Genomic DNA, 24,302 nt, shown 5'->3' on the forward strand with positions numbered 1-24,302 from the left:
GGACGATGCCGACGCGACTGAATACTGATCCGAGCCGCCCTCGACATCCGCGGAGCATGACGGTGTCGACCCACCCGGTGACGGAGACGTGACACACGGGTGACGGTCGCGCTGCCACCGTGACAGGTCCATGATCAGCTCACGGCAGATGCGACGGAGGGACCGCGGACCCGGGCGGTCGGCCTCCGCGGATGGAGCGCTGATGACCGAGACGACCGTCAGCGACCTGCTCCCCAGCCCACCGGTGTCGTCGGCGGCACCGGCCGTGGACCTGCACGAGGGCAGTGCACCCCTCCCGGTGGCTCCTCCGCTCCTCATCGACGTCGTCTGGGGTCATCTCGCGCGCACACCCGGGGACATCCACGTCACGGGTCACTACCTCGGCGTCATGCCCACTGCCGCGGAGCGGGCCCTCGACGAGGCCATCTCGGTGCCCGGTGGTCGACAGCTGATCGCTGAGCACACTCGCCGTCGTTGGTTGGTCGGTGCCCTCGGGGAGGTCTCGTACTTCCCCGGGCACACCCCTGGGGGAACCGGCCACTCACTCGTGGTCCGAGCCGCGGTGGCGGGCATGGGCCGCGTCGGCACGTTCAGCGAGAGCAACGCCGTGCGGCTGTACGCGTCGCTGGTGCGTGAGCTCGCGGGCCTGGCCTGCGTCGAGCGCGCGGTCACCGTCCCCATCGGATCGGGAGCGGGCAACCTCTCCATCGACCAGGTCGCCCGGGCGCTCGTCGTGGGATGCGGTGAGGGCCTGGCCGGCCTGCCACCGGAGGACCGGCGCCTGCGGCAGGTGTCGGTCGTGGAGGTGAACCGACTCCGGGCGGAGAAGCTGCACGCCGCCCTGACCGAGGCTGCCCGCATCGAGGCCGCACGGGCAGAGGCAGCTCACGGACGGGAACGAGTCCGGGTCCTCCCCGAGATGGCCACAGCACCTGGTGGTGAGGTCGGGCCGGACGCTGTCGTCCTCTACCTGGCGAGGTCGCTGCTGACCCGACTCACCCGGCACCACGGGGACGAGGAGACCGGGCGGCTCCTCGACGACGTCCGCGCGGACCTCCCTGGCGAGATCAGGGACCAGATGGCGGCCAAGTTGGCGGAACTGGCTTCCGAGCCCGCAGAGGTCGTCGACGTGCGACTGCGCGCGACCGAGGACATCGATCCGCTGGTCAAGGGCTCCCCCCCGGACCGCGCCGTGCCGACCAGGATCACGGCGCTGCAGCCGACCGACGCAGGGGGGGTGAGCTTGTCGGCACTGACCGCCCGGGCGACGGTGCCGGAGCGCGAGATGCGCCTGGACCGCAACCTGCTGGCCGAGCTGATCCGACGCCTGACCGCCCCGGAGGAGCGGGACGCCGAGGAACTGCCGCACTTCCTGACCCGCTTCCTGGTCCCGCTGGACCTCTGGGCCTACCTGAGCGGCGACGCTCCCCTGATCGTCGAGGTCGACCCTCGGACGGCGCGGGTGCCGTGGGAGTTCCTCATGCCGACCTCCGAGGCCGGGGAGAACCTCGAGCCGCTGGCCGTTCGACAACCCCTGGCCCGTCAGATGCGAACGACCTACGCACGCACCGACATCGACGCCCCGGCGCCTCAGGAGATGCGTGCGCTGGTCATCGGTGACCCTGGCGGCGGCGACCTGAGCCTGAACGGCGCGCGCGAAGAGGCCATCGCGGTGGCGGCCGTGCTGAAGCGGCACGGCATCCGGGTCGAGGCCTACATCGGCAGCGCCGACTCCCCGCCCTCAGAGGAAGCACGGCCCGCCACCAGGCTCGACGTGCTGGCGAAGGTGCTCACCGGTCGATACGACCTGATCCACTATGCGGGACACGGCGTCTTCGACCCCGAGAAGCCGGAGCTGTCGGGATGGCTGTTCGCCGACGGCCTGCTCACCGCACGGGAGCTGACCCAGATGTCCCGAGCGCCCTGGCTCGTGATGGCCAACGCGTGCTGGTCGGCCGCCAGGCCGGACACCGGCAGCCTCGATGCGGCCACCACGCGACCGGCCCGGGGCCGCGAGGGGGAACTGGCACCCGTGCTGGCCGACGAGTTCCTGCGGGTCGGCGTCGGTCACTTCATCGGAGCATCCTGGCGCGTGCCCGACGGGAACGCCCGGGAGTTCGCCGTCCGCTTCTACGAACGACTGCTCGGGGAGGGGGAGGCCGCGCGGGAGAACGTCGGACAAGCCCTCCTCGAGGCCCGGCGGGACCAGTGGACCTCCTCCCGCAGCAGGCCCCAGGCCACGCCGGAACAGCGGACAGCGTGGGCGGCCTATCAGCACTACGGCGACCCCGGCGACGGCCTGCGGACGCGGGTGCTCTCCAGCAACGACGTCACGAGGGGTTGAGATGTCCCGGTCGACGTTCGGCGACCTCGTCGTCCTCCTGCCCGGCATCACCGGGAGCGTCCTGGTGCAGGGGGAAGGCCCGCGCGCGAAGGAGATCTGGGCCCCGAAGCCCCGGGCCGTCCTCCGCGGACTGCTCAGCCTCGGTCGCTCGCTGCAGGCCCTCACGGTCGAGGACGACGACTGGCGGGTGGACGACCTGGGGGACGGCGTGCACGCCACCGCGCTCGTCGACGCCGCCCACATCATCCCCGGGCTCTGGAAGATCGACGTCTACTCCGGGGTGGAGACCGCCCTGATCCAGGGGCTGGGGCTCACCCGAGGGCAGAACTACTTCCCCTTCCCCTACGACTGGCGCCGGGACAACCGCGCCAGCGCACGTCGTCTCCAGCAGCAGGCCGACGCCTGGCTGCGCTCCTGGCGGGACCGGTCCGGCAACGCCGACGCCCAACTCGTGCTCGTGGCCCACAGCATGGGCGGCCTCGTCTCCCGCTACTTCGTCGAGGCCCTGGGCGGATGGGAGACGACGAGGGCAGTCGTCACGTTCGGCACCCCCTTCTACGGCTCGCTGAACGCCGTGGACTTCCTCGTCAACGGCTACCACAAGGGCCTCGGCCCCTTCCGGTCCGACCTGACGCCGTTGCTGCGATCGATGACCTCGCTCCACCAACTCGTGCCCTACTACCGGTGCATCGACGCAGGAGGGGCGAGGGCGGTGGCCCCCGGCGACGCCGGGCTACCGCACTGGCGCCGGGACTGGACCGATCACCTGGACGGGTTCCAGCGCGAGATGGAGGACGCGGCGCGCAGCAACCGCGGAGATCCTCGCTTCGAGGGCAACCCCGTCGCCTACCACCCCATCGCAGGTTGTGATCAGCAGACTCGTCAGTCGGCCCGGCTGCGGGACGGCAACCTGGCCGTGCTCTTCGACCGGGACGGCCAGGACGAGGGCGGGGACGGGACGGTACCGCTCATCTCCGCGGCACTGTCGGGCACGGAACCGCTGCGGACCTTCGGACCGGAGCGGCACTCCCGCCTGCAGGGCAACGACGGACTCCTCGGTCACCTCAGGGGACTCCTCAGTTCCCTCCACGACCCCAAGGTCTCGGACCTCCGCGCCGTCGACACCCGGTTCAGCCTGGTCCTGGACGACGTCGTCCTGCCCGGTGAACCCGTCCGGGTCGGCGTCGAGCCGATCAGCAGCCTGCCCTCGCAGGTCCTCCGACCCGAGGTCGAGGCGGAGGTCACCCTCCGCCTCGAGGGCGGCGGCACCGTCATCCGGCGCCAGGTGTCACTCACCCGGGACGCCGTCAACGACGTGGAGCTGGGCGAGGTGGCTCCTGGCACGTACGTCGTGCAGGTCACCGCGGTCAACGCGGCTCCCGTCTCCGACGTGCTGGCAGTGGCGTCCCCCCAGGACGTCGAGGGTGAGCTGAGCACGGTGACCACCGCAGCCGGCTGAACCGACTCGCGGCACGCCGGCCGAGGCCCCTCTGCCCGCCGTGCCGCCGGGGACCCCGGAACGGGGAACCCGTTCGTGCCCGCGGTCCCCGCCCGCGGCGCCGCGGCCCCAGGCGCTCCGCCGGGAGATCGGCGAGGAGGCGTTCGGCACCCTGCTGCGCCGGTGGACGACGGAGAGCGCCGGCGGCAACGTCAGGGCACCTGGTGAGCCCGTGCGGCGCGTCCGCCTGCCCGCCGGGTCGGCGCGTCGCACGGCGTTCCGGACCCGGGCCTCGCGGGTAGCCCGACGGCATGGCCGACACCCGACGTCCCGTCAGCGAGCAGGCGGTCGTCGTCCTCGGTGCCTCCAGTGGCATCGGCCGGGCGACGGCGCTGGAGTTCGTGCGGCAGGGCTGCACCCGGATCGTCGTCGCCTCCCGCGGGGAGGAGGCCCTCGGCACGCTGGTCGAGGAGCTCACGCGGGAGGGCGCGGAGGCGGTCGCCGTCCCCACCGACATCACCGACCAGGCCGCCGTCCGGGCGCTGGTCGACGCGGCCGAGGCCCGCTTCGGCCGGATCGACACCTTCGTCACCGTGCCCGGCGTCGGCATCTGGGGGTCGGTGCAGCAGATCGACCTCGACGAGTTCCGCCGGGTCACCGAGGTGAACTACCTCGGCCACGTGGCCGCCGCGCAGGCCGCCGTCCCGGCGCTGGAGCGGGCCGGCGGGGGCGTGCTGATCGGCATCGGCTCGGTCGAGGGCTACCGCGCCGTCCCGCTGCACGCGCCGTACTCGGCGAGCAAGTTCGCGCTGCGCGCCTTCTACGACTGCCTGCGGATGGAGCTGGCCGAGGGGAAGTCACCGGTCGAGGTGAGCCAGATCCTGCCCGCCGGCATCGCCACGCCGTTCTTCGAGCACGCCCGCACCAAGCTCGGCTCGATGCCCAAGCCGCCCCCGCCCGTGTACGCGCCCGAGCTGGTCGCCGAGGCCGTCGTCCGCGCGTCGGTGCACCCGCGGCGGGAGGTCCCGGTGGGCGACGCCGCGCTGGGCTTCATCGCCGGGCAGCGGTTCAGCCCCGCGCTCACCGACGCGCTGCTGTCGGTGACCGGCCGGCAGCTGCAGACCACCGACCGGCCCGACGACGGCACCGACATCCTCGACACCCCGACCCCGGGCCCCGGGCGGGTGCGCGGCGCCTTCGCCGACCAGGTGCTCACCACGAGCCCGGTCACCCGGGTCGCCGGCGCCGTCGCGCGGCCGGGCGAGCTCCTCCTGCGGGCCATCCGGCGCCGGGGATGAGCAGCAGCTCCGTCTGCCGGTCGCCCAGGTAGGTCACGCCGTCGTCGGTCAGGGCCACGCCCTCCTCCAGCGCCATGCGCACCGGCTGGCCGCCCCACTCGGGCACCGGCACCCGCACGCACAGCTCCAGGGCGTAGACGGTGTCGGGGTGCAGCACCCGGTCACCGGCGCCCGGGACGCCGTCCTGGTCGTCCCAGCGGCCGATCGCCGGGCCCGCCCCGTGGCCGTGCACGCCGACCGGGTGCGAGTAGATGACGCCGTCGATGCCCTCGGCCGCAGCGGCGCGCCGGGCCGCGGCCAGCACCTCGTTGCCGGTGCGGCCGGGCACCAGCTGCGCCGTCGTGAGGTCCTGCAGCCGGTTGCCCACGGCCAGCGCGCGGCGCAGCCCCGCCGGCGCCTCCGTCTCGCCCCGGCGCAGCACGTAGCCGTTGCGCTGGCTGTCGGTCTTCAGGCCCAGGCTCGACAGGCCGACGTCGCAGTGCACCAGGTCGCCGGGCTCCACCGGCACGTCGTAGGGGACGGCGGGCAGCAGCGCCTCCCCGCGCAGCGGCGCCACCCCCGCGCGCTGCACGTCGACCACCGGGTGGAACCACGGCTCGACGCCCAGGTCGGTCAGCCGCTGGCGGATCCACCAGGCGAGGTCGGTGGCGGTGGAGAGCCCCGCGGTGAGGACTGCGGGGGAGAAGGCCTCCTCGACCACCTCGCGCGCCCGGTGGTTGAGCCGGTCGAGCGCGGCGATCTCCTCGGGCAGGCGCGTCTCCAGCCAGCCGACCGCCAGGTCCTCGGCCGGGACCAGCCGGTCGGCCCACGGTCCCAGCGCCTCGGTGAGCAGCCGGTGCTCGGTGTGGGACAGGCCGTCGGCGAGCGCGAAGTCGGCCGAGACGTCGATGCCGATCCGCTGCGGCGCCGCCTGCTCGACGATGCGGCGCACCTCGGCCCACTGGGTGTCCTCGGTCGGGAGGCGGCCGCCGTCCTCGGGCGACCAGGCCGGCAGGAACTGCCCCACCGGGTAGCGCGAGACCGCGGCCGCGGTGACGCCGTCGTCGCTGCGGTGCAGCGCGAGGATCGTGCGTCGGCGGGCCGAGAGCCAGGTGGCCGGCAGCAGCGTGGCCAGCACCGGGTCCTCGTTGTACTCGCGGCCCACCACCAGCCACAGGTCGATGCCGGCGCGGTCCATGAGTCCGGGCAGCAGGTCCAGCAGCCGCTGGGTCAGCCACCGGTCGCGGACGTCGGCCTGCTCGCGGAGCGGCAGGGGTACCGTCCGGGTCGGGTCCGGCGCGACGAGCGTCATGGGAAGAGTGGAGCAGAGAACCGGCGTCCCCACCGGTCGAGTGGAGGAGTGGCTGCTCAACCGGCCGCGCGGCCGGCGGACGGGACGATGCCGGCCGGCCGCACGGAGCGCTGCCGCGGCACCACCGCGGCCACCCGGTCGCGGCCGGCCTGCTTGGCCTCGTACATGGCCCCGTCGGCGCGGTCCACCAGCCGCCACATGGCGTCGGCGGCGTCCTCGCCGTCCACCGGCCGGGTCAGCGCGATGCCGATCGAGGCGGTCACCGAATGGCCGTCGTCCGTCCGGCTGTTCCGCACCGCCGCGCGCAGCCGCTCGGCCAGCCGGTGGGCCTCGGCCGGGTCGCTGACCAGGCCGAGCACGATCATCTCCTCGCCGCCGGTGCGCGCCAGCACGTCGGTGGGCCGCACCGTGGCCGCCAGCGACGACGCCACCGTGCGCAGCACCGCGTCCCCGGCGGCGTGCCCGTGGGCGTCGTTGAGCTGCTTGAAGTGGTCGAGGTCGAGGACCATCGCGGCCACCCGCGACCCCTCGCGGCGGGCCTGCCGCCACACGCGCGGGGCCTGCTCGACGAGGAAGCGGCGGTTGGCCAGCCCGGTGAGCGGGTCCTGGTGGGAGAGCGCCTGGGTGGCCTCCAGCAGCCGCTGCACCCGGCGGCGCAGCACGTAGACGCCGAGGGCGGCGGTGTTCAGCACGCCGGCACTGATGACCACCTGCACGGCGATCGACAGGGCGCCGTCGTACGTGCGGCCCAGGGCGACGGTGCAGGCCGCCACCGTCGCCAGCATGGTGGCGCCCAGCATCCAGGGGCCGAGGAACCAGGCCGCGACGAAGGAGGGGAACAGCAGCATCAGCGGGGTGGCCTGCGCCGGCTGCGACACGCTGAGGACGACGATCACGTAGACCACCTCGGTCAGCGCGACCAGCCCGAGGGTCTGCCACCGGCCGGCCCGCTGGCGGACCGCCAGAGCGGCGGCGGCCACCAGGCACGCGGCCATCGCGACCGTGTAGGTGGTGCGGGTGGCGCCCTGGTGCAGCGTCCCGTCGACGCAGAGGTTCACCGTGCCGATGAGGCCGGCGACGAAGGTGAGCGCGGCGAGGATGAGTGCCGCGATCCGGTGTTCCGGCCCCCGGCTGACGGAGGTGTCGTACCTCCCCAGCAGTGTGTCGGTGTCCTTACGTCGCGGCCCGCTCACGAAGGCAGCATGCCGTACTCGGCAGTTCCGTTGGAACCCCGTTGCACTTCCGTCACCATGCGTCCCAGTGGCCGGGACGGGTCGACGCCGCCGCACGCCGGTGCCAGGGTGACGGCCGTGTCCCACCCCGAGCCCGGCACGGTCGTCGTCCGCACCCTCGCCGAACACCCGATGGTGGAGGCGGGGGGTCCCAGTGCGCTGCGCATGGTCGCGCCGGGCTCGCACACCGCGGGCCGCTTCGGTCTGGTCGAGTACCGGCTCGCGCCGCGCAGCCCCGGCGCCGCGCCGCACTACCACCAGACGTTCTCCGAGTCGTTCTACGTGCTCTCCGGCCGGTTGACGGTCTACGCCGACGGTGCGTGGCGGCCGTACTCGGCCGGTGACTTCGCGCTGGTGCACGAGAGAGGGGTGCACGGCTTCCGCAACGACGGGGACGAGCCGGCCGACTTCCTCATCCTGTTCGCGCCGGGCATCGCCCGGGAGCACTTCTTCGCCGAGATGGCCGAGCTGCGCCGCAGCGGCCGGACCCTCTCGCCGGAGGAGATGACCGCCTTCTACGCCCGGCACGACCAGGTGATGGTCGACGTCTGACCCCCACCGGCGAACGCTCCGCGATCCGACACGCCGGGTGCGCACACCCTCCCGCGGCCCGCCTCGTTGAGCCGGACGGGACCGATCGCGGTCCCGGCAGCCCGACCGGGGCCGGACGGCGGCCTCCGCGAGGCGCCGACGACGTTCGACTGCAGCAGCGGCTGCACCGTGACCGACCTGCAGGTCGCCCACTGGTCCGGCGGGCGTAGCGCCGGTGGGGCCGGTGCCCGGCTCCGGTGGGGATCTGCACTGTCCCGTCCTGCTCGGCTGCGCCTACGGTCGAGCGTGACGTCGGAAGGCCACGCACCGGGAGGACGACATGGCGCAGGGGCCGTGGTTCTACTGCCTCAAGCACCACACCGTGGAGGACCGGGACGGGTGCGCCGAACGGCACCGCCTGGGCCCGTACGCCACCCGCGAGGAGGCCGAGCACGCGCTGCAGTCGGTGGCCGAGCGCGAGGAGCGGCTGACCGCCGAGGACCGTGCCTGGCGGGAAGGCGACTGAGGAAGGACCCCTGCCCCCGCCACTGGCAGGCTCGCGGCGGGGCCCTGCAGCGGCCGTTCCCGTGCGTCACCGGGCCGGCAGCGGGACCCTGCAGGGGGGCCGCGCGTCGCCCGGGCATGATCCCTCCGGGACGCCGGGGGGTCCGGCGCGCGCAGGAGGTGGGACGTGTCGGACGGACGCTCGGTGGAGGACCTGGTCGTCGGCGTGCTGGGCGGCACCGGTCCGCAGGGCCGGGGGCTCGCCGTCCGGCTGGCGGCGGCCGGGCAGCGCGTGCTGATCGGCTCGCGGGACGCCGAGCGGGCCGGTGAGGTCGCCGCGCAGGTCGCCGAGCGGGCCACCGCCGCGGCCGGGGGCTGCGAGGTCTCGGTGACCGGCGGCTCCAACGTCGACGTCGCCGGTGCAGCCGACCTCGTCATCGTGGCCGTCCCGTACGCCGGGCACGCCGACACCCTCGCCGAGCTCGCCACCCCGCTGGCCGGGAAGGTCGTCGTCGACTGCGTCGTCCCCATGGCCTTCGACGAGCTCGGGGCCTACGTGCTCGACGTCCCCGAGGGCTCGGTGGCCCAGCAGGCGGCCGCGCTGCTGCCCGACTCGCACGTGGTGGGCGCGTTCCACCACCTGTCGGCGCGGCTGCTCGAGGACCTCTCCAGGCCCACCCTGGACGGCGACGTGATGGTGGTGGGCGACGTCCGCGAGGCCACCGACACCGTCCAGGCGCTGGCCGGCCGGCTGCCGGGCATGCGCGGCATCTACGCCGGCCGACTGCGCAACGCCCGCCAGGTCGAGGCGCTCACCATCAACCTGGTGTCGGTCAACCGCCGGTACAAGGCGCACGCCGGCATCCGCGTCACCGACGTCTGAAGCGGCGTCACCGGCTCGAGTGAGCAGTTGCGGTCGCCCACGGCGGCGTGTCCGACCGTGTCGGCGACCGCAACTGCGCAGTCGGCGGAGCGCAGCCGGAGGACGATCAGTCGAAGGAGTGCTCGGGACCGGGGAAGACGCCGCCGCGCACCTCGTCGGCGTACTCGCGCGCCGCGCGCAGCAGCTCACCGCGCAGGTCGGCGTACTTCTTGACGAAGCGCGGCACCCGCCCGCTGGTCAGCCCGGCCATGTCCGGCCAGACCAGCACCTGGGCGTCGCAGTCGACGCCGGCGCCGATGCCGATGGTCGGGATGGTCAGCTCCTTGGTCACCTGCGCCGCGATCTCCGCCGGCACCATCTCCAGGACGACGGCGAACGCGCCGGCCTCCTGCGCCGCGTGCGCGTCAGCCAGCAGCTGCTCGGCCCCGGCGCCCCGGCCCTGCACCCGGTACCCGCCCAGGGCGTGCTCGCTCTGCGGTGTGAACCCGACGTGCGCCATGACGGGGATGCCGTTCTCGGTCAGCATCCTGGTCTGCGGGGCGACCCGGACCCCGCCCTCGAGCTTGACGGCCTGCGCGCCGCCCTCCTTCATCATCCGGACGGCGGTCGCGAACGCCTGCTGCGGTGACGCCTCGTAGCTGCCGAACGGCAGGTCGGCCACGATGAGCGACCGCTTCGTCGAGCGGGTGACCGCCTTGGTCATCACCAGGATGTCCTCGACGGTGACCGGCACGGTCGAGGGGTGCCCGAGGACGACGTTGCCGGCGGAGTCACCGACCAGCAGCACCGGGATGCCGGCCTCCTCGAAGATGGCCGCGCTGAAGGTGTCGTAGGCGGTGAGCATCGCCCACTTCTCGCCGCGCTCCTTGGCCTGCTGCAGGTGGTGCACCCGCACCCGGGCGGTGGACTTCCCGCCGTACAGGACAGATTCGGTCATGACTCCTCCTCGCCGGCGCTCGTCGGCCTCATGCCCGGCGGTGCTGTGTCCCCGCATGAGCTCGCCAGCTCGCTCATGGGTGTGATGCCGCTCCCTCGCGGACGGTGGGCAGCGTCTCCCGCCACCGGTTGGTGATGGGCAGCCGCCTGTCGCGTCCGAACGCCTTGAGGCTGATCTTCGTTCCGGGCGCGGACTGGCGGCGCTTGAACTCCGCGGCGTCCACCAGCCGCAGCACCCGCGCCACCACCTCGGGGTCGTGGCCGCGCTCGAGCAGGTCGGCCATCCCGAGGTCGCGGTCGACGTAGTCGGCGACGACCGCGTCGAGCTCCTCGTAGGAGGGCAGCGAGTCGGTGTCGACCTGGCCGGGCGCGAGCTCGGCCGACGGCGGCTTGTCGATCGAGTTCTGCGGGATCGGCTCGGTCTCCCCGCGGTCCCGCGCGTACTCGTTGCGCCACCGGGCGAGGGCCCAGACCAGCGTCTTGGGCACGTCCTTGATCGGCGCGAACCCGCCGGCCGAGTCGCCGTAGAGGGTCGAGTAGCCGACGGCGACCTCGCTCTTGTTGCCGGTGGTCAGCAGCAGGTGCCCGTGCTGGTTGGACAGCCCCATCAGCAGCGTGCCCCGCACCCGGGCCTGCAGGTTCTCCGCCGCCACGCCGCTGAGCTCGACGGAGGAGTGGTAGGCGTCGACCATCGGCGCGATGGGGACGACCGAGTAGTTCAGCCCGGTGCGCCGCGCGAGGTCCTCGGCGTCGGCCAGGGAGTGCTCGCTGGAGTACGCCGAGGGCAGGCCGACGCCGTACACCCGGTCGGCGCCGAGCGCGTCGACGGCGAGGGTGGCGCACACGGCGGAGTCGATGCCGCCGGAGAGGCCGAGCACGACCGAGGGCATGCCGTTCTTGTCGATGAAGTCCCGCAGGCCCAGCACCAGCGCCCGCCAGACCTCCTCCGGGTCCGACAGCGGCTCGGCGACCGGCGCCGCCCGCGGCTCGAACGCCGGCACCGGCTCCTCCGACAGCACGTGCCGGGTCACCGTCATCGGCCCGATCCGGCCCGTGCGCCGCTCCGGCACGGACGACGGGTCGATCCGCAGGTCCACGCACATCAGGTGCTCGACGAACTGGGGCGCCCGGCCGAGCAGCTCGCCGTCCGCGGAGACGGCCATGGAGTCGCCGTCGAAGACCAGCTCGTCCTGGCCGCCGACCTGGTTGCAGTAGACGACGGTGGCCCGCGCCTCGGCCGCCCGGCGGCGGACCAGCGGCAGCCGCAGGTCGTCCTTGGCCCGCTCGTAGGGCGAGGCGTTGGGGGAGAGCACCAGGTCGACCCCGGCCTGCCCGGCGACGCCGCACGGCCCGCCCTCGACCCACAGGTCCTCGCAGACGGTCAGCGCGAGGTCCACGCCGTGCAGCCGCACCACCGGCAGCTCGGTGCCGGGCACGAAGTACCGGGCCTCGTCGAAGACGCCGTAGTTGGGCAGGTGCCGCTTGTAGTAGCGGACGACGACCTCGCCGCCGTGCAGCAGCGCCGCGGCGTTGCGGGGGGCGCCGTGGCGCGGGTTGGCGTCGGCCGGGCGGTCGTCCTCGCCGGGCATCGACTCCGCCGGCGCCGGGCCGCTGCCCTCGGTGTGCGCGAGGTAGCCGACGACGACGGCGGTGTCGCCCAGACCCCGGTCGGCGAGGTCGGCGGCGAGGTCGACCAGCGCGGTCTCGCTGGCGCGGGCGAAGGACTCGCGGAGCACGAGGTCCTCGGCCGGGTAGCCGGTCAGGGTCATCTCGGGGAAGACGACGACGTGGGCGCCGGCCTGCGCCGCGTCCGCCGTCCAGCGGGTCACCAGCTCGGCGTTGCCGCTGATGTCGCCGACCCGGGTGTCGACCTGGGCCAGGGCCACGCGGAGCTGCACGGGTTCGCTCACGGGCCCATCCTGGTCCGCGCCCCCGATCCGCGGCCAGGCGGGGGACGGACGGTCAGCCGGTGGTCACCGGCGGGACCGTCGTCCGGGGCACGGGCAGCCCGTCGGCCGGGGGCGCGGTGGCCGGCGGCGGGGGAGTGGCGTGCTCCAGGAAGCGCAGCAGCTCGACCGGGAACGGCAGGACGACCGTCGAGTTCTTCTCCGCGGCCACCTCGACCATCGTCTGCAGCAGGCGCAGCTGCAGCGCGGCGGGCTGGGCGGCCATCACCTGCGCGGCCTGGGCCAGCTTCTGCGAGGCCTGCAGCTCGCCCTCGGCGGTGATCACCCGTGACCGGCGCTCGCGCTCGGCCTCGGCCTGGCGGGACATCGACCGCTTCATCGACTCGGGCAGGGCGACGTCCTTGATGTCGACGCGGTCGATGTGGATGCCCCAGTCGACGGCGGGGCTGTCCATCATCAGCTCCAGCCCCTGGTTGAGCCGCTCCCGGTTGGACAGCAGGTCGTCGAGCTCGCTCTTGCCGATGATCGAGCGCAGCGACGCCTGGGCCACCTGACCGATGGCGGCCTGGTAGTTCTGCACGTCCACGACGACGCGGACCGGGTCGTACACCCGCCAGTACACGACGGCGTCGACCTTCACGGTGACGTTGTCGCGGGTGATCCCCTCCTGCGCCGGCACCGGCATGGTGACGATCTGCATGTTGACCTTGTGCAACCGGTCGATCCCCGGGGCGATCAGCGTCAGGCCGGGCGACCGCGCGTCGCCGAGCAGCCGGCCGAACCGGAGGACCACCCCGCGCTGGTACTGGGTCACCACCCGCACGCTCGCGCCCGCGAGCACCAGCAGCCCGAGGACCACGACGACGACCAGTGCGAGAACGACGTCCATCTCGCCCTCCGCCAGCGGCGTCGCGGCCGGACGCGCCGGTCGTGCCCGTGGCCGCGCCGCCCTCGTGATGGCGCTCCCAGCGTAGATCGACAGTTGCGGCGACGGGGCTCCGACGAACGCGCCGGGAGCTCTTTCGACAACGTCCGTTGGTCTTAGCATCTGGCCGTGGACGCCGACCGGGACGCACAGGTGGCCGCGGTCGCCGCGCTGGCCGAGCCGACCCGCCGCCGGCTGTACGACCACGTCGTCCGCCAGCCGCAGCCGGTGGGCCGGGACGAGGTGGCCGGCGCGCTCGGGATGGTCCGCGCGACGGCGGCCTTCCACCTCGACCGGCTGGTGGCCGAGGGGCTGCTCGACGTGCACTACGAGCGGCGGTCCGGGCGCACCGGGCCCGGCGCCGGCCGCCCGGCGAAGTTCTACCGGCGGGCGGCGTGCTCGGTCGCGGTCTCGCTCCCCGAGCGTCACTACGACCTCGCCGGCGAGCTGCTCGCCGGTGCGCTGGAGGAGGCCGACGCCACGGGGGAGTCCCCGCGCGTGGTGCTCGAGCGGCGCGCCCGCGAGCGCGGCCGGGAGCTCGGCGCGCGGGCGGCCGGCGGGGACGGCGCAGAGCCGGCGCTGCGGGTGCTGGACGAGCACGGCTTCGAACCACGCCGCGAGGGTGCGGCGATCACGCTGGCCAACTGCCCGTTCCACGCGCTCGCGCAGCGCCACACCACCCTCGTCTGCGGCATGAACCTGGGCCTGCTCGAGGGCCTGCTCCACGAGCTCGCCGGCACCGGGCTCACCGCCCGCCTGGCGCCGGCGCCGGACCGCTGCTGCGTCCGGCTGGAGGCCCGTGCCGACAGCGGTTGACACGGGCGTGCGGTGGGTCCCCACCGCGAGTCGTCCGTCGTTCCCGACGGGGTGCCCCGCTCCTGCCGCGGGAACCCGGACGGCGGTGCGTGCACCGCCTCCTGGACCGCCGACGGGCGCGTGACCGCCGGCATGGACGTGCACGTCCGGGACGTCCCCGCGCCCATCCAGCAGCTGGTCCGGGCGCGGCGGCGGGTGCAGGCGGCCGGGCTCGTCGACCCGGACACCTCGCTGGAGACCCTCGCGAGGTAGCCGCACGCGCATCGGGCGCGCCGGTGGGTGTCGCCGGGCCGCAGAGGGGGCAGGCTGGGAGCGACGTCATCTTCCGGAAACGACTGGACGCGATCATGCCGAGCATGGACCGACAGCAGGAGTTCGTCCTGCGCACCCTCGAGGAACGCGACATCCGCTTCGTGCGGCTGTGGTTCACCGACGTCTCGGGCTACCTCAAGGCCGTGGCCGTGGCGCCGGCCGAGATCGAGGCGGCCTTCGCCGAGGGCATCGGCTTCGACGGCTCGGCGATCGAGGGCTTCGCCCGCGTCTACGAGTCCGACATGCTCGCCAAGCCCGACCCCGCCACCTTCCAGGTGATGCCGGCGGCGAAGGGGCAGGCCAGCGACACCGCGCGGATGTTCTGCGACCTCACGCTGCCCGACGGCTCACCGTCCTGGGCCGATCCCCGGCACGTGCTGCGCCGGGCGCTGTCCAAGGCCGCCGACATGGGCTTCACCTTCTACACCCATCCCGAGGTCGAGTTCTTCCTGCTCAAGGACCTCCCGACCGACGGCAGCCCGCCCGAACCGGCCGACACCGGCGGCTACTTCGACCTCTCCACGCACAACGTCGCGCACGACTTCCGCCGCGAGGCGGTCTTCGCGCTGGAGGCCATGGGCATCTCGGTGGAGTTCAGCCACCACGAGGTCGCGCCCGGCCAGCAGGAGATCGACCTGCGCTACGCCGACGCGCTGTCGATGGCGGACAACATCATGACCCTGCGGCACGTCGTCCGGGAGGTCGCGCTGGCCCAGCAGGTGCACGCGACGTTCATGCCCAAGCCGTTCACCGAGCTGGCCGGCTCGGCGATGCACACCCACCTGTCGCTGTTCGAGGGCGACCGCAACGCCTTCCACGACCCGGCCGATCCGATGAAGCTGTCGACGACCGGCAAGCAGTTCATCGCGGGCCTGCTCATCCACGCCAAGGAGTACACCGCCGTCACCAACCAGACGGTGAACTCCTACCGGCGGCTGCTGGCCGGCACCGAGGCGCCGACCGCGGCCACCTGGGGCCGGGCCAACCGCTCGGCGCTGGTGCGGCTGCCCTCGTACAAGCCGAACAAGGGCCAGTCGGCGCGGGTGGAGGTCCGCTCGCCGGACTCCGCGTGCAACCCCTACCTGACCTTCGCGGTCCTGCTGGCCGCCGGGCTGCGCGGCATCGAGAAGGGCTACGAGCTGCCCCCGGAGGCCGAGGACGACGTCTGGTCGCTCACCGACACCGAGCGCCGCGCCGCCGGCTACGAGGACCTCCCGGTGTCCCTCGGCGAGGCCCTCACCGCGATGCAGGGCAGCGAGCTGGTCGCCGAGACCCTCGGGGAGCACGTGTTCGAGTTCTTCCTGCGCAACAAGTGGGCCGAGTTCAACGCCTACCGGCAGAACGTGACCCCGTGGGAGCTCAAGCGGTACCTGCCCGGCCTCTGAGGGAGGGGCACCCTTCCCCCACGCTCGGCGCGGGACCCAGGAGGGTGGCCACTCCGGCGGTTTCCGCGGAGGTGGCCGGAGGGACGCCAACTACGCTCGGCGCGTGGCCCGCCTGCTCGTCGTCGTCCCCTCCGAGACCGATCCGCCGGCCCGGCTCGGCGCCTGGCTGGCGCAGGCCGGACTGGAGCTCGACGAGCGCCGGCTCGGCGCCGGCGACGACCTGCCGGAGACCCTCGACGGGTTCGACGGGCTGCTCGTCCTCGGCGGCCCGCAGTCGGCGATGGACGACGAGCGGACCAGCCCCGAGCTGGTCGGCGTCCGCCGCCTGCTGGCCGAGGCGCTGGCCGGTGACGTCCCGACCCTGGCCGTGTGCCTGGGCGCCCAGCTGCTCGCCGAGGTCGGCGGCGGCCGCGTGCGGCAGGGGGTCGACGGCCCCGAGGTCGGCGCCACCCTCGTCGCCAAGCGGGACGCCGCCGACGCCGACCCCCTGTTCCGGCCCCTGCCGCTCAGCCCCGACGTGATCCAGTTCCACCACGACGAGATCGCCGAGCTGCCGCGCGGGGCCACCCTGCTGGCCAGCAACCCCTCCTACGCCCACCAGGCCTTCCGCGTGGGCCGGCACGTCTACGGCCTGCAGTTCCACATCGAGACGACCCCCGAGATGGTCGCGCAGTGGGCCGAGCAGGACACCGTCGGCGTGGCCGCCAGCGGGCTGGACCGCGAGACGATCTGCGCCCGCGCCGCCGCGGTGCACCCGGACCTCGAGGAGGCGTGGGCGCCGTTCGCCGGCCGCTTCGCCGACCTCGTCCGCAGCCGCGCCACGGCCGGGGCGGGGACGGCGTGACCAGCGCACCGGAGATCCCGCGCCGCGCGGTCGTCCGGCTGGTCCGGTTCGGCTTCCTCGACGGCGAGCGGGCCGCCCGGATGCTCTCCGAGCCGGAGATGGGGCTGTGGGACCTCGAGCGCAACGAGCCCGCCGACCCCGAGGCCGGCCCGGTCGTCTCCGCGCTGGCCCGCACCGGCGACCCCGACCTCGCCGTCCGCTCGCTGCGCCGGCTGATCGAGTCGCTGGACCAGGCCGACCCCACCGGCGGTTCGGCCGCCGCCCTGCTGGCCCGGCTGCGCGGGTCGGCGCTGCTGCGCGCCCGGTTGCTGAGCGTGCTGGGTGCCAGCTCGGGCCTGGCCGACCACCTGGCCGCCCACCCCGGTGACTGGACCGTCCTCGACGGGGACGGCGACGGCGCGTCCAGGGGACCGACCCGGCCCACGCCCCAGGCGCTGGAGCGGCAGATGCTCGTCGCGGTCGGCGCCGACCCCGACGACCCGCCGTGGGGCGTGCGGCTGGGGAAGGCCGCGCCGGACGCGAGCCCGCAGCGGGTCGCCGACCTGCGGCTGGCCTACCGGCGGGCGGTGCTCTCCGTCGCCGGCCGCGACCTGGGCGAGGGCCTGGCCGCCGAGGACGTCGCCGCCGAGCTCGCCGACATCGCCGCCGCGGTGCTGACCGCCGGGCTGGCCGTCGCCGTCGCCGAGCAGCCCGCCGACGCCGCGGCCTGCCGGCTGGCGGTCATCGCGCTGGGCAAGACCGGTGGCCGGGAGCTCAACTACGTCAGCGACGTCGACGTCGTCTTCGTGGCCGAGCCGGTCGGCCCCTCGGGGCAGGCCGGCGAGGAGGTCGACGCCGGCCCGGCCGTGAAGAGCGCGACCCGCGTCGCCGCGGCGCTCATGCGGATCTGCCGCGAGGCGGCCTGGGAGGTCGACGCCGCGCTGCGGCCCGAGGGCAAGGCCGGCGCGCTGGTGCGCACGCTGGCCAACCACGCGGCCTACTACCGCAGCTGGGCCAGCACGTGGGAGTTCCAGGCGCTGCTGAAGATGCGCCCGGTCGCCGGCGACCCCGACCTCGGCCGGGCCTACGTCGAGGAGCTGTTCCCGCTGGTCTGGAAGGCGGGGGAGCGCCCCGGCTTCGTCGCCGAGGTGCAGGCGATGCGCCGCCGGGTGCTGGAGAACATCCCGCCGGCGCAGGCCGAGCGCGAGCTCAAGCTCGGCCGCGGCGGGCTGCGCGACGTCGAGTTCGCCGTCCAGCTGCTGCAGCTGGTGCACGGGCGGGCCGACGTGCGGCTGCGGGTCGGCGGCACGCTGCCGGCACTGCACGCGCTGCGCGCCGGCGGCTACGTCGGCCGCGACGACGCCGACACCCTCATCGCCTCCTACCGGTTCCTGCGCACCGTCGAGCACCGGCTGCAGCTGCTCCGGCTGCGCCGCACCCACCTGCTGCCCACCGACGAGCAGCAGCTGCGCTGGCTGGCCCGGTCGCTGGGGTACAAGCCCGACCACCGCGGGGACGCCGTCGCCGTCCTGGACGCCGAGCTGTCGCTGCACACCCGCGAGGTGCGCCGGCTGCACGAGAAGCTCTTCTACCGGCCGCTCCTCTCGGCCGTGGCCAAGGTGCCGCCGGAGGCCGCGCAGCTGGGGTCGAAGGCGGCCGGCGACTGGCTGCGCGCACTGGGCTTCGCCGACCCCGACGGCGCGCTGCGGCACATGGCCGCCCTCACCGGCGGGGTGTCGCGGTCGGCGTCGATGCAGAAGTACCTGCTGCCCGTGGTGCTGCAGACCCTCGCCGACTGCGCCGACCCCGACGCCGGGCTGCTGGCCTACCGCAAGGTCAGCGAGGCGCTCGGCGGCAACCAGTGGTACCTGCGGCTGTTGCGTGACGAGGGCCAGGTCGCCGAGCGGCTGGCCGCGCTGCTGGGCTCGAGCCAGTACGTCGCCTCGCTGCTCACCCGCACCCCCGAGGCGCTGCGGATCCTCGCCGCCGACGACGAGCTGCGCCCGCGCACCGCCGTCGCGCTCGCCGCGGCCTGGCGGCAGGCGGCCGGGCGGGCCCCGGACCCGACCGACGGCATCCGGGTGGTGCGTGGACTGCGCCGGTCCGAGCTGCTGCGGGTCGCCGCCGCGGACCTGCTGGGCATGCTGGACGTCGAGCAGGTCGGCCGGGCGCTGACCGACATCGCCGTCGCCACGCTGCAGGTCGGCCTGGACGTCGCGATTCGCGCGCACGCCGCCGAGACCGGCACCGCACCCGGCGACCTCCCGACCGACATCGCCGTCATCGGCATGGGCCGGCTCGGCGGCGGGGAGATGGGCTACGGCTCGGACGCCGACGTGCTGTTCGTCCACCGGCCGCGGGCCGGCGCGGAGGAGGGCCGGGCCACGGCGGTGGCCAACGCCGTCGCGCACACCCTGCGCCGGCTGCTGGGTGAGCCGGCACCCGACCCGGCCTTCGAGGTCGACGCCGACCTGCGCCCCGAGGGCCGGCAGGGCGCGCTGGTGCGCAGCCTGGACTCCTACCGCGAGTACTACGACCGCTGGATGTCGGTGTGGGAGGTGCAGGCGCTGCTGAGGGCCGAGCCCCTCGCCGGCGACGCGGCCCTCGGCGCGGCCTTCGTCGAGCTCGTCGACCCGATCCGCTACCCCGCCGACGGGATCTCGGCCGAGCAGGTCGCCGAGATCCGCCGGATCAAGGCCCGGGTCGAGCGGGAGCGGCTGCCGCGCGGCGCGGACCCGACCACGCACACCAAGCTGGGCCGCGGCGGGCTCGCCGACGTCGAGTGGGCCGTCCAGCTGCTGCAGCTGCAGCACGCCGGCGAGCACCCCGGGCTCCGGGTGACCTCGACGGTGGGGGCGCTGACCGCGCTGCGCGAGGCCGGTCTGCTCGACAGCGAGCACGCCGAGGCGCTGCAGCGGGCGTGGGAGCTGGCCACCCGGGCGCGCAACGCGGTCTTCCTCGTGCGCGGCCGGCCCAGCGACCAGCTGCCCCGGCCGGGTGTGGAGCTGGCCGGCGTCGCCCGGGCGAGCGGGTACGGCCCGGACGCCGACCCGGGCCAGTTCCTCGACGACTACCGGCGGGCCACCCGGCAGGCCCGCAGCGTCGTCGAGCAGGTCTTCTACGGGCAGCCCGCCTCCGGGTCCTGAGGTCCACCGCGGCGCGGGCGTCCCCGCGGGGGGCGGGGGTCTGGAAGCACGGCCCGGACAGGGGGACCATCGGGGCAGGGCCCACCGTCCGGGAGGAGAGCGCGATGTCGGACCCCGTCCACCGCTCACCGGAGCGCTCGTCGGCTGCGGACACCATGTCGGTGGCCGAGAAGCTGGCCGCCGAGTGGGAGGCGCGCCACGACGTGGCCGCCCGCGGCCGGCGGGTCGACCCCGCCGCGGCGCTCCAGCACTACCTGAGCCACTGCCGGTGCGAGGAGGAGCTGCACCACCGCGACCACCCGCACCCGCGGCGCACGGCCCGGGAGCGCAGCGCGGCGGAGCAGTTCGCGGCGGAGCACCCGCTGTTGGCGTCGTGGGTGCGCTGGGGCGAGGACCGGCCCTGACCCGGTAACCCCCGGAGGGTGACGCCGCGTGTGCGCGGGGTCCGGCCGGGGCAGAGCAGGGGCGTGTCGCAGCCCCGCCCCGCCAGCCCCGACGACCCCGCCCCGCCGTCGGAGCGCGGCGCCACCATCACGCCCTACCGGGACGGCCCGCTGATCGTCCGCGGGGACTTCCGCCTGCTCGACCAGGACGGCAACGAGATCGACCCGGGCCGCGAGACGATCGCGCTGTGCCGGTGCGGGAAGTCCGGCATCAAGCCGTTCTGCGACGGCTCGCACAAGCGCGCCGGGTTCTCCGCCCCGAGCGCGCCCAGCCGCCCGCGGCCGGCCGCCCGCATCCTGCGCGAGGCCCGGGGGGACGACGCCCCGCGCGCCGACACGGCCTAGCGGCTCAGCGTCCCTCGAACGTCCGGGCCATCCGCTCCTGCGCCTCGAGCGCCGCGCCGATCCGGGCCTGGACGGCGTCGAGCTGACCGATCACCTCGCTGGTCGCGTGGATGCCCGCCGACACCGACCCGGTGCTGGTCTGGATGCCGGTGATCTGGGAGGAGACCCGCTGCGTGGCCGCGGCCGTCTCCCGCGCGAGGTCCTTGACCTCCCCGGCGACGACGGCGAAGCCGCGGCCCAGCTCCCCGGCACGGGCCGCCTCGATCGTGGCGTTGAGCGCCAGCAGGTTGGTCTGGTCGGCGATCGAGGAGATGATCCGGATGACGTCGCTCACGGAGGCCGACGCCCGGCTCAGCGCCTCCACCTCGGTGGTCATGGCCGAGGCCCGGGCGACGGCGTCCTCGGCCACCCGGCCGGCGTCCGCGGCCGCCTCCCGGAGCTGGGCCACGGTGTCGAGCAGGGCCCGTGCGTTCTCGGCGTCCAGCTCGGTGCGCCGCAGCACCTCGATGCGCTGGGAGACCAGCTGCTGGACGTTGCGCAGCGCCGAGGCGCGGGACTCGGACAGGTCCACGGTGTCGGTGACGAAGAAGTCCATCGTCCCCGTGACGCGCCCGTCGACCTCGATGGGGAAGCACACGCCGGAGCGGACGCCGGCCCGCTGGGCGGCCGGTGCGCGGACGCAGTCGGAGACGTCGGCGAGGTCGCGGACGAAGACCAGGTCGCGGGCCCGCCAGGCGCGCCCGGAGAGCCCGACGCCCTCGGCGAAGCTCGCGGCGAGGGTGACCCGCCGGAACTCCTCGCCGGCCGAGCCGGACTCGACGCCGAAGCGCAGCACGCGCTCCTCCTCGTCGAGCTCCCAGTAGGAGCCGTAGGCCCAGCCGAACGCGGCGCGGACCGTGTCGAGGGCCGTCCGCACCGCCGCGCGCGCGTCCCGGGCCTGCCCGAGGCCCCTGGCCACCTCGGCGACGGCCATGCGGTCGTCGACGGCCTCGCGCAGGGCGACCGTGGCCACGGCACCCTGCCGGGCGTGGGCGGCGACCCGGCTCAGCGACGTCCACTTCTGGCCCCGGGCGCCCAGGAACGGCAGGGGGAAGTCGGCGTAGAACTCCTGCAGCGCGACGAGCCGGTCGCCGGAGAGCACCGGCAGCCACGCTCCCTGCGGGGTGCCGAGGGCCGCGGCGGCGTCCCGGCGCCGGGCGGCGTCGGGCCCGCCGTCGGTGCTGGCGACGGCCACCCGTGTCGCGGTCGCCCGCTGCACCAGGGCCGACGTCGCGGGCAGCGTCGCCCCGCTGCGTGGGTCGCGTGCCAGTTGCCCGGCCAGCCGGCCGAACTCGCTGTCGAGGCGGAACCCGCCGGAGGGCTCGGGCAGCCAGACCGCGGCGTAGGGCAGCTCCAGCGCCTCGCCGAGAGCCCGCACGACGCGGCGGTGGGCGTCGGCCTCGCCGGTCACGCCGGCGTCGAGGGCCTCGAGCACGTGCTCGAGGGCCTCGCTGTCCCGGGGCGGCGGCCCCGTCGGTGCGGCGACCTCCGGTGTGCGGGTGCTGCGGATCCTCATCGACGTCCTCTCCTGGGCTCCGACTCTGTCATCGGCAGCCGGACCGGAGAGTGCAGCTGGGACGGCCCCTGGCGACGTGCGGGATCGGCCACTCCCCAGGGTCCCGCCGGCCCCGTCCCGGGCCTGGCGACGTGCTGGAACGGCCCGATTGCAGGGTCCCGCTGCGAGCTTGCGAGCAGCGGGGCCAGAGGGGGCCTCCCTCAGGCGGCCAGGGCGCGCTCCCGGCGCAGGGCCGACCGCCCGGCCTCCCAGGCGCCGAGCAGGTGACGGGCCGCCAGGCCGTCCATCGCCAGCGAGCACGCCGCCCCGAACAGGACGTCGGCGGCGAGCGCGGGCTCCTCGGCCACCAGGGAGCCGCACATGTCGACCGAGGCGATCTGCTCGTGGACGGCGTCGGCCTCGACGTGCTCGTCGTAGAAGACCGTCGTCGTCCCGTCGTAACCCAGCCGGCGCAGTCCTGCCGCGTAACGGCGCGAGGGCTCGGAGGAGGTCATCTCCACGCAAGCCAGGTGCCCGAGCGCCGCGCCCCGCCAGCGCCGGTGCAGGCCGAACAGCGACATCGTGTTGACCGAGGCGAACGCGGCAGCCGGGGCGTCGTCCCACAGCGCGCCGTAACCGGCGTCGAGACCGAGGTCGCGCATCATGCCGGCGAACAGCTGGCTGTGCATGCGCTCGGTCGACCCGCCGCCGTACTCGTCGGCCTGGATCTCCACCATCGCCGCCTTCGCCCGCCCCGAGAGCCGGGGGACGGCGAAGGTGTGCGGGTCGGCCTCCTTGAGGTGGTACACCGAGCGCAGCGTGAGGTACTCGCGCCACTGCTCCAGCGAGCCGCTGCGCGACATGTACGACGACAGCGAGGGGCCGTCGTCGGCCGCGATGAGGGCGGTGAGCTGCCGGTCGACCGGCTCGTCGGTGACCTCGGGCTCGCCGACCAGCGCGCGCAGCCCCGCGGTGTGCGCCCCCTCCAGGTGGGCGCGCAGCCGCAGCAGCTCCGGATCCCACTCCCAAACCTCGGCGACGCCGTCGAAGCCGCGGTAGTGCAGCTCGTAGCAGACCGCCAGGGCCAGCTGGAGGTCCTCGTCGAGGAGCGGGTCGGTCGCGGTGGCCGCGGACCGCTCGGCGAGCTCGACGGTCGCGGCGGCGAGCTCGCCGCTGGTCAGGTCGGCGCAGAGGGCGGAGGTCAGGGGGCCCCGGGGCTCGGGCAGGCGCATGCGGCCACCATGCCCACGGTCGGGGCATCCGAAGCACGGCAGGGGTGTGGTGTCCGTCCACGGGTAGGGGGACTCCATGGAGTCCACTGCCAGGGGCCGCGTCGTCCTCGTCACCGGCGGCAGCGCCGGCATCGGCCGCAGCACCGTCACACGGCTGGCCCGCGACGGCGCGCACGTGGTGACCTGCGCCCGCGGCGGCGAGCGGCTGGAGCAGGCCGTCGGCGGGCTGCCCGGGGTGAGCACGGTCGTGGCCGACGTCGCCGAGGCCGGGGGCCGCGACCGGCTGCTCGACCGCGTCCTCGACGAGCACGGGCGGCTCGACGCCGTCGTCCTCAACGCCGGGCTCGGCTGGGCGGGGCTGGTCGAGGACATGCCCGGGGACGCCGTCGAGCGGCTGATCGGGCTGAACCTGACCGGCGTCGTGGAGCTCACCCGGATGGCGCTGCCGCACCTGCTGAGCGCCGCGGCGCAGCGCGGCCGGGCCGACGTCGTCACCGTCGCCTCGGTGGCGGCGTGGTCGCAGGTGCCACCGCTGACCGTCTACTCGGCGACCAAGGCCGGGGTGCAGGGCTTCGTCACGGGGCTGCGGCGGGAGGTGACCGCCCGGGGCGTGCGGGTGCACACGGTCAACCCCGGGCCGGTGCGGACCGAGTGGCTGGCCCGCGGGCACGGCTCCCCGCCGGTGTCGGACGACGACGCCCGCGGCCGGCTCTCCCGCGGGATCCGCCCCGACCGGGTCGCCGACCAGATCGCCGGGTGCCTGACCTCGCCGTGGTCGCGCACGGTCGCCGTCCCGCGGTGGATGGGGTTGGCCCGGCTCGGGGAGGTGCCGCCGGTGAACCGGGTGCTGGACCTGGTGCTCTCCCGCCAGGCCGACCGGATCCGCCGGGTGGCCGCCCGGACCGTGGAGCGGCGCACCGGCTGACCCGGTCGCGACCTCGACGCGGGGCTCCGGCCCGGAGGCGGCGAGGTGCTCG

The 24,302-nt window shown here is 74.8% G+C and carries 21 protein-coding genes; 14 read left to right on the forward strand and 7 right to left on the reverse strand.

Annotated elements, in window-relative coordinates:
* Positions 1-202: 202 nt before the first annotated feature.
* The 3 genes from ACI79G_RS10880 (at position 203) to ACI79G_RS10890 (ending at position 5,080) form a co-directional block, all read left to right on the forward strand.
* Positions 203-2,344: a CHAT domain-containing protein gene (locus ACI79G_RS10880; RefSeq protein ID WP_456881142.1), complete on the forward strand. Its 2,142-nt coding sequence runs from the start codon at positions 203-205 to the stop codon at positions 2,342-2,344.
* Between the two features lies 1 nt (position 2,345).
* Complete coding sequence (locus tag ACI79G_RS10885) at positions 2,346-3,803, forward strand: lipase/acyltransferase domain-containing protein (RefSeq protein ID WP_456881143.1); 1,458 nt, start codon at positions 2,346-2,348, stop codon at positions 3,801-3,803.
* Between the two features lie 290 nt (positions 3,804-4,093).
* Positions 4,094-5,080, forward strand: a complete 987-nt coding sequence (locus ACI79G_RS10890) for an SDR family oxidoreductase (protein ID WP_456881144.1) — start codon at positions 4,094-4,096, stop codon at positions 5,078-5,080.
* On the opposite strand, the gene ACI79G_RS10895 is transcribed toward ACI79G_RS10890, so the two are convergent.
* Positions 5,010-6,371, reverse strand: a complete 1,362-nt coding sequence (locus ACI79G_RS10895; RefSeq protein WP_456881145.1) for a M24 family metallopeptidase — start codon at positions 6,369-6,371, stop codon at positions 5,010-5,012. The genes ACI79G_RS10890 and ACI79G_RS10895 overlap by 71 nt on opposite strands.
* 56 nt (positions 6,372-6,427) lie before the next feature.
* Complete coding sequence (locus ACI79G_RS10900; protein WP_456881146.1) at positions 6,428-7,564, reverse strand: diguanylate cyclase domain-containing protein; 1,137 nt, start codon at positions 7,562-7,564, stop codon at positions 6,428-6,430.
* Positions 7,565-7,681: 117 nt separating this feature from the next.
* Here ACI79G_RS10900 and ACI79G_RS10905 point away from each other — a divergent pair, with 117 nt between their 5' ends.
* The 3 genes from ACI79G_RS10905 to npdG all read left to right on the forward strand — a co-directional run bounded on the left by ACI79G_RS10905 (position 7,682) and on the right by npdG (position 9,521).
* On the forward strand, positions 7,682-8,155 hold the full coding sequence (locus ACI79G_RS10905; RefSeq protein WP_456881147.1) for a cupin domain-containing protein: 474 nt from the start codon (positions 7,682-7,684) through the stop codon (positions 8,153-8,155).
* 319 nt (positions 8,156-8,474) lie between these two features.
* The gene (locus tag ACI79G_RS10910) at positions 8,475-8,660 is read left to right on the forward strand and encodes a hypothetical protein (protein WP_448619962.1); all 186 of its coding nucleotides are present in this window, start codon (positions 8,475-8,477) and stop codon (positions 8,658-8,660) included.
* A 165-nt stretch (positions 8,661-8,825) separates the two neighbouring features.
* Entirely contained in the window at positions 8,826-9,521 is a 696-nt protein-coding gene (gene npdG, locus ACI79G_RS10915) for an NADPH-dependent F420 reductase (protein ID WP_456881148.1), read from the forward strand.
* A 106-nt stretch (positions 9,522-9,627) separates the two neighbouring features.
* Here the strand turns inward: npdG and panB are convergent, their stop codons facing one another.
* The 3 genes from panB to ACI79G_RS10930 all read right to left on the reverse strand — a co-directional run bounded on the left by panB (position 9,628) and on the right by ACI79G_RS10930 (position 13,253).
* Positions 9,628-10,458 carry a 3-methyl-2-oxobutanoate hydroxymethyltransferase gene (gene panB / locus ACI79G_RS10920; RefSeq protein ID WP_456881149.1) on the reverse strand — a complete coding sequence of 277 codons (831 nt, stop codon included), beginning with the start codon at positions 10,456-10,458 and terminating at the stop codon, positions 9,628-9,630.
* Positions 10,459-10,531: 73 nt separating this feature from the next.
* Positions 10,532-12,367 carry an NAD+ synthase gene (locus tag ACI79G_RS10925; RefSeq protein WP_456881150.1) on the reverse strand — a complete coding sequence of 612 codons (1,836 nt, stop codon included), beginning with the start codon at positions 12,365-12,367 and terminating at the stop codon, positions 10,532-10,534.
* A 52-nt stretch (positions 12,368-12,419) separates the two neighbouring features.
* Positions 12,420-13,253 (reverse strand): slipin family protein, encoded by an 834-nt coding sequence (locus ACI79G_RS10930; RefSeq protein ID WP_456881151.1) that lies wholly within the window; start codon positions 13,251-13,253, stop codon positions 12,420-12,422.
* A gap of 165 nt (positions 13,254-13,418) precedes the next feature.
* On the opposite strand from ACI79G_RS10930, the gene ACI79G_RS10935 reads away from it, so the two are divergent.
* The 7 genes from ACI79G_RS10935 to ACI79G_RS10965 all read left to right on the forward strand — a co-directional run bounded on the left by ACI79G_RS10935 (position 13,419) and on the right by ACI79G_RS10965 (position 20,559).
* Positions 13,419-14,105 carry a helix-turn-helix transcriptional regulator gene (locus tag ACI79G_RS10935; protein ID WP_456881152.1) on the forward strand — a complete coding sequence of 229 codons (687 nt, stop codon included), beginning with the start codon at positions 13,419-13,421 and terminating at the stop codon, positions 14,103-14,105.
* A gap of 120 nt (positions 14,106-14,225) precedes the next feature.
* A complete protein-coding gene (locus ACI79G_RS10940; RefSeq protein ID WP_456881153.1) occupies positions 14,226-14,357 on the forward strand; it encodes a hypothetical protein in 132 nt (43 codons plus the stop codon).
* 104 nt (positions 14,358-14,461) lie between these two features.
* Positions 14,462-15,802: a type I glutamate--ammonia ligase gene (gene glnA / locus ACI79G_RS10945; RefSeq protein WP_456881154.1), complete on the forward strand. Its 1,341-nt coding sequence runs from the start codon at positions 14,462-14,464 to the stop codon at positions 15,800-15,802.
* A gap of 103 nt (positions 15,803-15,905) precedes the next feature.
* Positions 15,906-16,646 (forward strand): type 1 glutamine amidotransferase, encoded by a 741-nt coding sequence (locus ACI79G_RS10950; protein ID WP_456881155.1) that lies wholly within the window; start codon positions 15,906-15,908, stop codon positions 16,644-16,646.
* Positions 16,643-19,771, forward strand: coding sequence for a bifunctional [glutamine synthetase] adenylyltransferase/[glutamine synthetase]-adenylyl-L-tyrosine phosphorylase (locus ACI79G_RS10955; RefSeq protein WP_456881156.1), 3,129 nt, complete (start codon positions 16,643-16,645; stop codon positions 19,769-19,771). Before ACI79G_RS10950 ends, ACI79G_RS10955 begins: the two co-directional genes overlap by 4 nt.
* Before the next feature lie 104 nt (positions 19,772-19,875).
* Positions 19,876-20,175: a hypothetical protein gene (locus ACI79G_RS10960; RefSeq protein WP_091219636.1), complete on the forward strand. Its 300-nt coding sequence runs from the start codon at positions 19,876-19,878 to the stop codon at positions 20,173-20,175.
* Between the two features lie 63 nt (positions 20,176-20,238).
* Complete coding sequence (locus tag ACI79G_RS10965) at positions 20,239-20,559, forward strand: CDGSH iron-sulfur domain-containing protein (RefSeq protein WP_456881157.1); 321 nt, start codon at positions 20,239-20,241, stop codon at positions 20,557-20,559.
* 4 nt (positions 20,560-20,563) lie between these two features.
* On the opposite strand, the gene ACI79G_RS10970 is transcribed toward ACI79G_RS10965, so the two are convergent.
* Both ACI79G_RS10970 and ACI79G_RS10975 read right to left on the reverse strand, forming a co-directional pair.
* Positions 20,564-22,114 carry a methyl-accepting chemotaxis protein gene (locus tag ACI79G_RS10970; protein WP_456881158.1) on the reverse strand — a complete coding sequence of 517 codons (1,551 nt, stop codon included), beginning with the start codon at positions 22,112-22,114 and terminating at the stop codon, positions 20,564-20,566.
* 200 nt (positions 22,115-22,314) lie between these two features.
* Positions 22,315-23,325 carry an iron-containing redox enzyme family protein gene (locus ACI79G_RS10975; RefSeq protein WP_456881159.1) on the reverse strand — a complete coding sequence of 337 codons (1,011 nt, stop codon included), beginning with the start codon at positions 23,323-23,325 and terminating at the stop codon, positions 22,315-22,317.
* A 76-nt stretch (positions 23,326-23,401) separates the two neighbouring features.
* Between ACI79G_RS10975 and ACI79G_RS10980 the strand changes: the two genes are divergently transcribed.
* Positions 23,402-24,250 carry an SDR family oxidoreductase gene (locus ACI79G_RS10980; protein ID WP_456881160.1) on the forward strand — a complete coding sequence of 283 codons (849 nt, stop codon included), beginning with the start codon at positions 23,402-23,404 and terminating at the stop codon, positions 24,248-24,250.
* The last annotated feature ends 52 nt before the right edge of the window (positions 24,251-24,302 follow it).

Source organism: Geodermatophilus sp. SYSU D00779 (assembly GCF_054050595.1).

Bases quoted from the DNA above. Each gene is read 5' to 3' on its own strand.
- glnA (WP_456881154.1), top strand. From the start codon at position 14,462: ATGGACCGACAGCAGGAGTTCGTCCTGCGCACCCTCGAGGAACGCGAC.
- panB (WP_456881149.1), bottom strand. From the start codon at position 10,458: ATGACCGAATCTGTCCTGTACGGCGGGAAGTCCACCGCCCGGGTGCGG.
- ACI79G_RS10975 (WP_456881159.1), bottom strand. From the start codon at position 23,325: ATGCGCCTGCCCGAGCCCCGGGGCCCCCTGACCTCCGCCCTCTGCGCC.
- ACI79G_RS10970 (WP_456881158.1), bottom strand. From the start codon at position 22,114: ATGAGGATCCGCAGCACCCGCACACCGGAGGTCGCCGCACCGACGGGG.
- ACI79G_RS10960 (WP_091219636.1), top strand. From the start codon at position 19,876: ATGTCGGACCCCGTCCACCGCTCACCGGAGCGCTCGTCGGCTGCGGAC.
- ACI79G_RS10980 (WP_456881160.1), top strand. From the start codon at position 23,402: ATGGAGTCCACTGCCAGGGGCCGCGTCGTCCTCGTCACCGGCGGCAGC.
- ACI79G_RS10890 (WP_456881144.1), top strand. From the start codon at position 4,094: ATGGCCGACACCCGACGTCCCGTCAGCGAGCAGGCGGTCGTCGTCCTC.
- ACI79G_RS10895 (WP_456881145.1), bottom strand. From the start codon at position 6,371: ATGACGCTCGTCGCGCCGGACCCGACCCGGACGGTACCCCTGCCGCTC.
- ACI79G_RS10910 (WP_448619962.1), top strand. From the start codon at position 8,475: ATGGCGCAGGGGCCGTGGTTCTACTGCCTCAAGCACCACACCGTGGAG.
- ACI79G_RS10880 (WP_456881142.1), top strand. From the start codon at position 203: ATGACCGAGACGACCGTCAGCGACCTGCTCCCCAGCCCACCGGTGTCG.
- ACI79G_RS10930 (WP_456881151.1), bottom strand. From the start codon at position 13,253: ATGGACGTCGTTCTCGCACTGGTCGTCGTCGTGGTCCTCGGGCTGCTG.
- ACI79G_RS10885 (WP_456881143.1), top strand. From the start codon at position 2,346: ATGTCCCGGTCGACGTTCGGCGACCTCGTCGTCCTCCTGCCCGGCATC.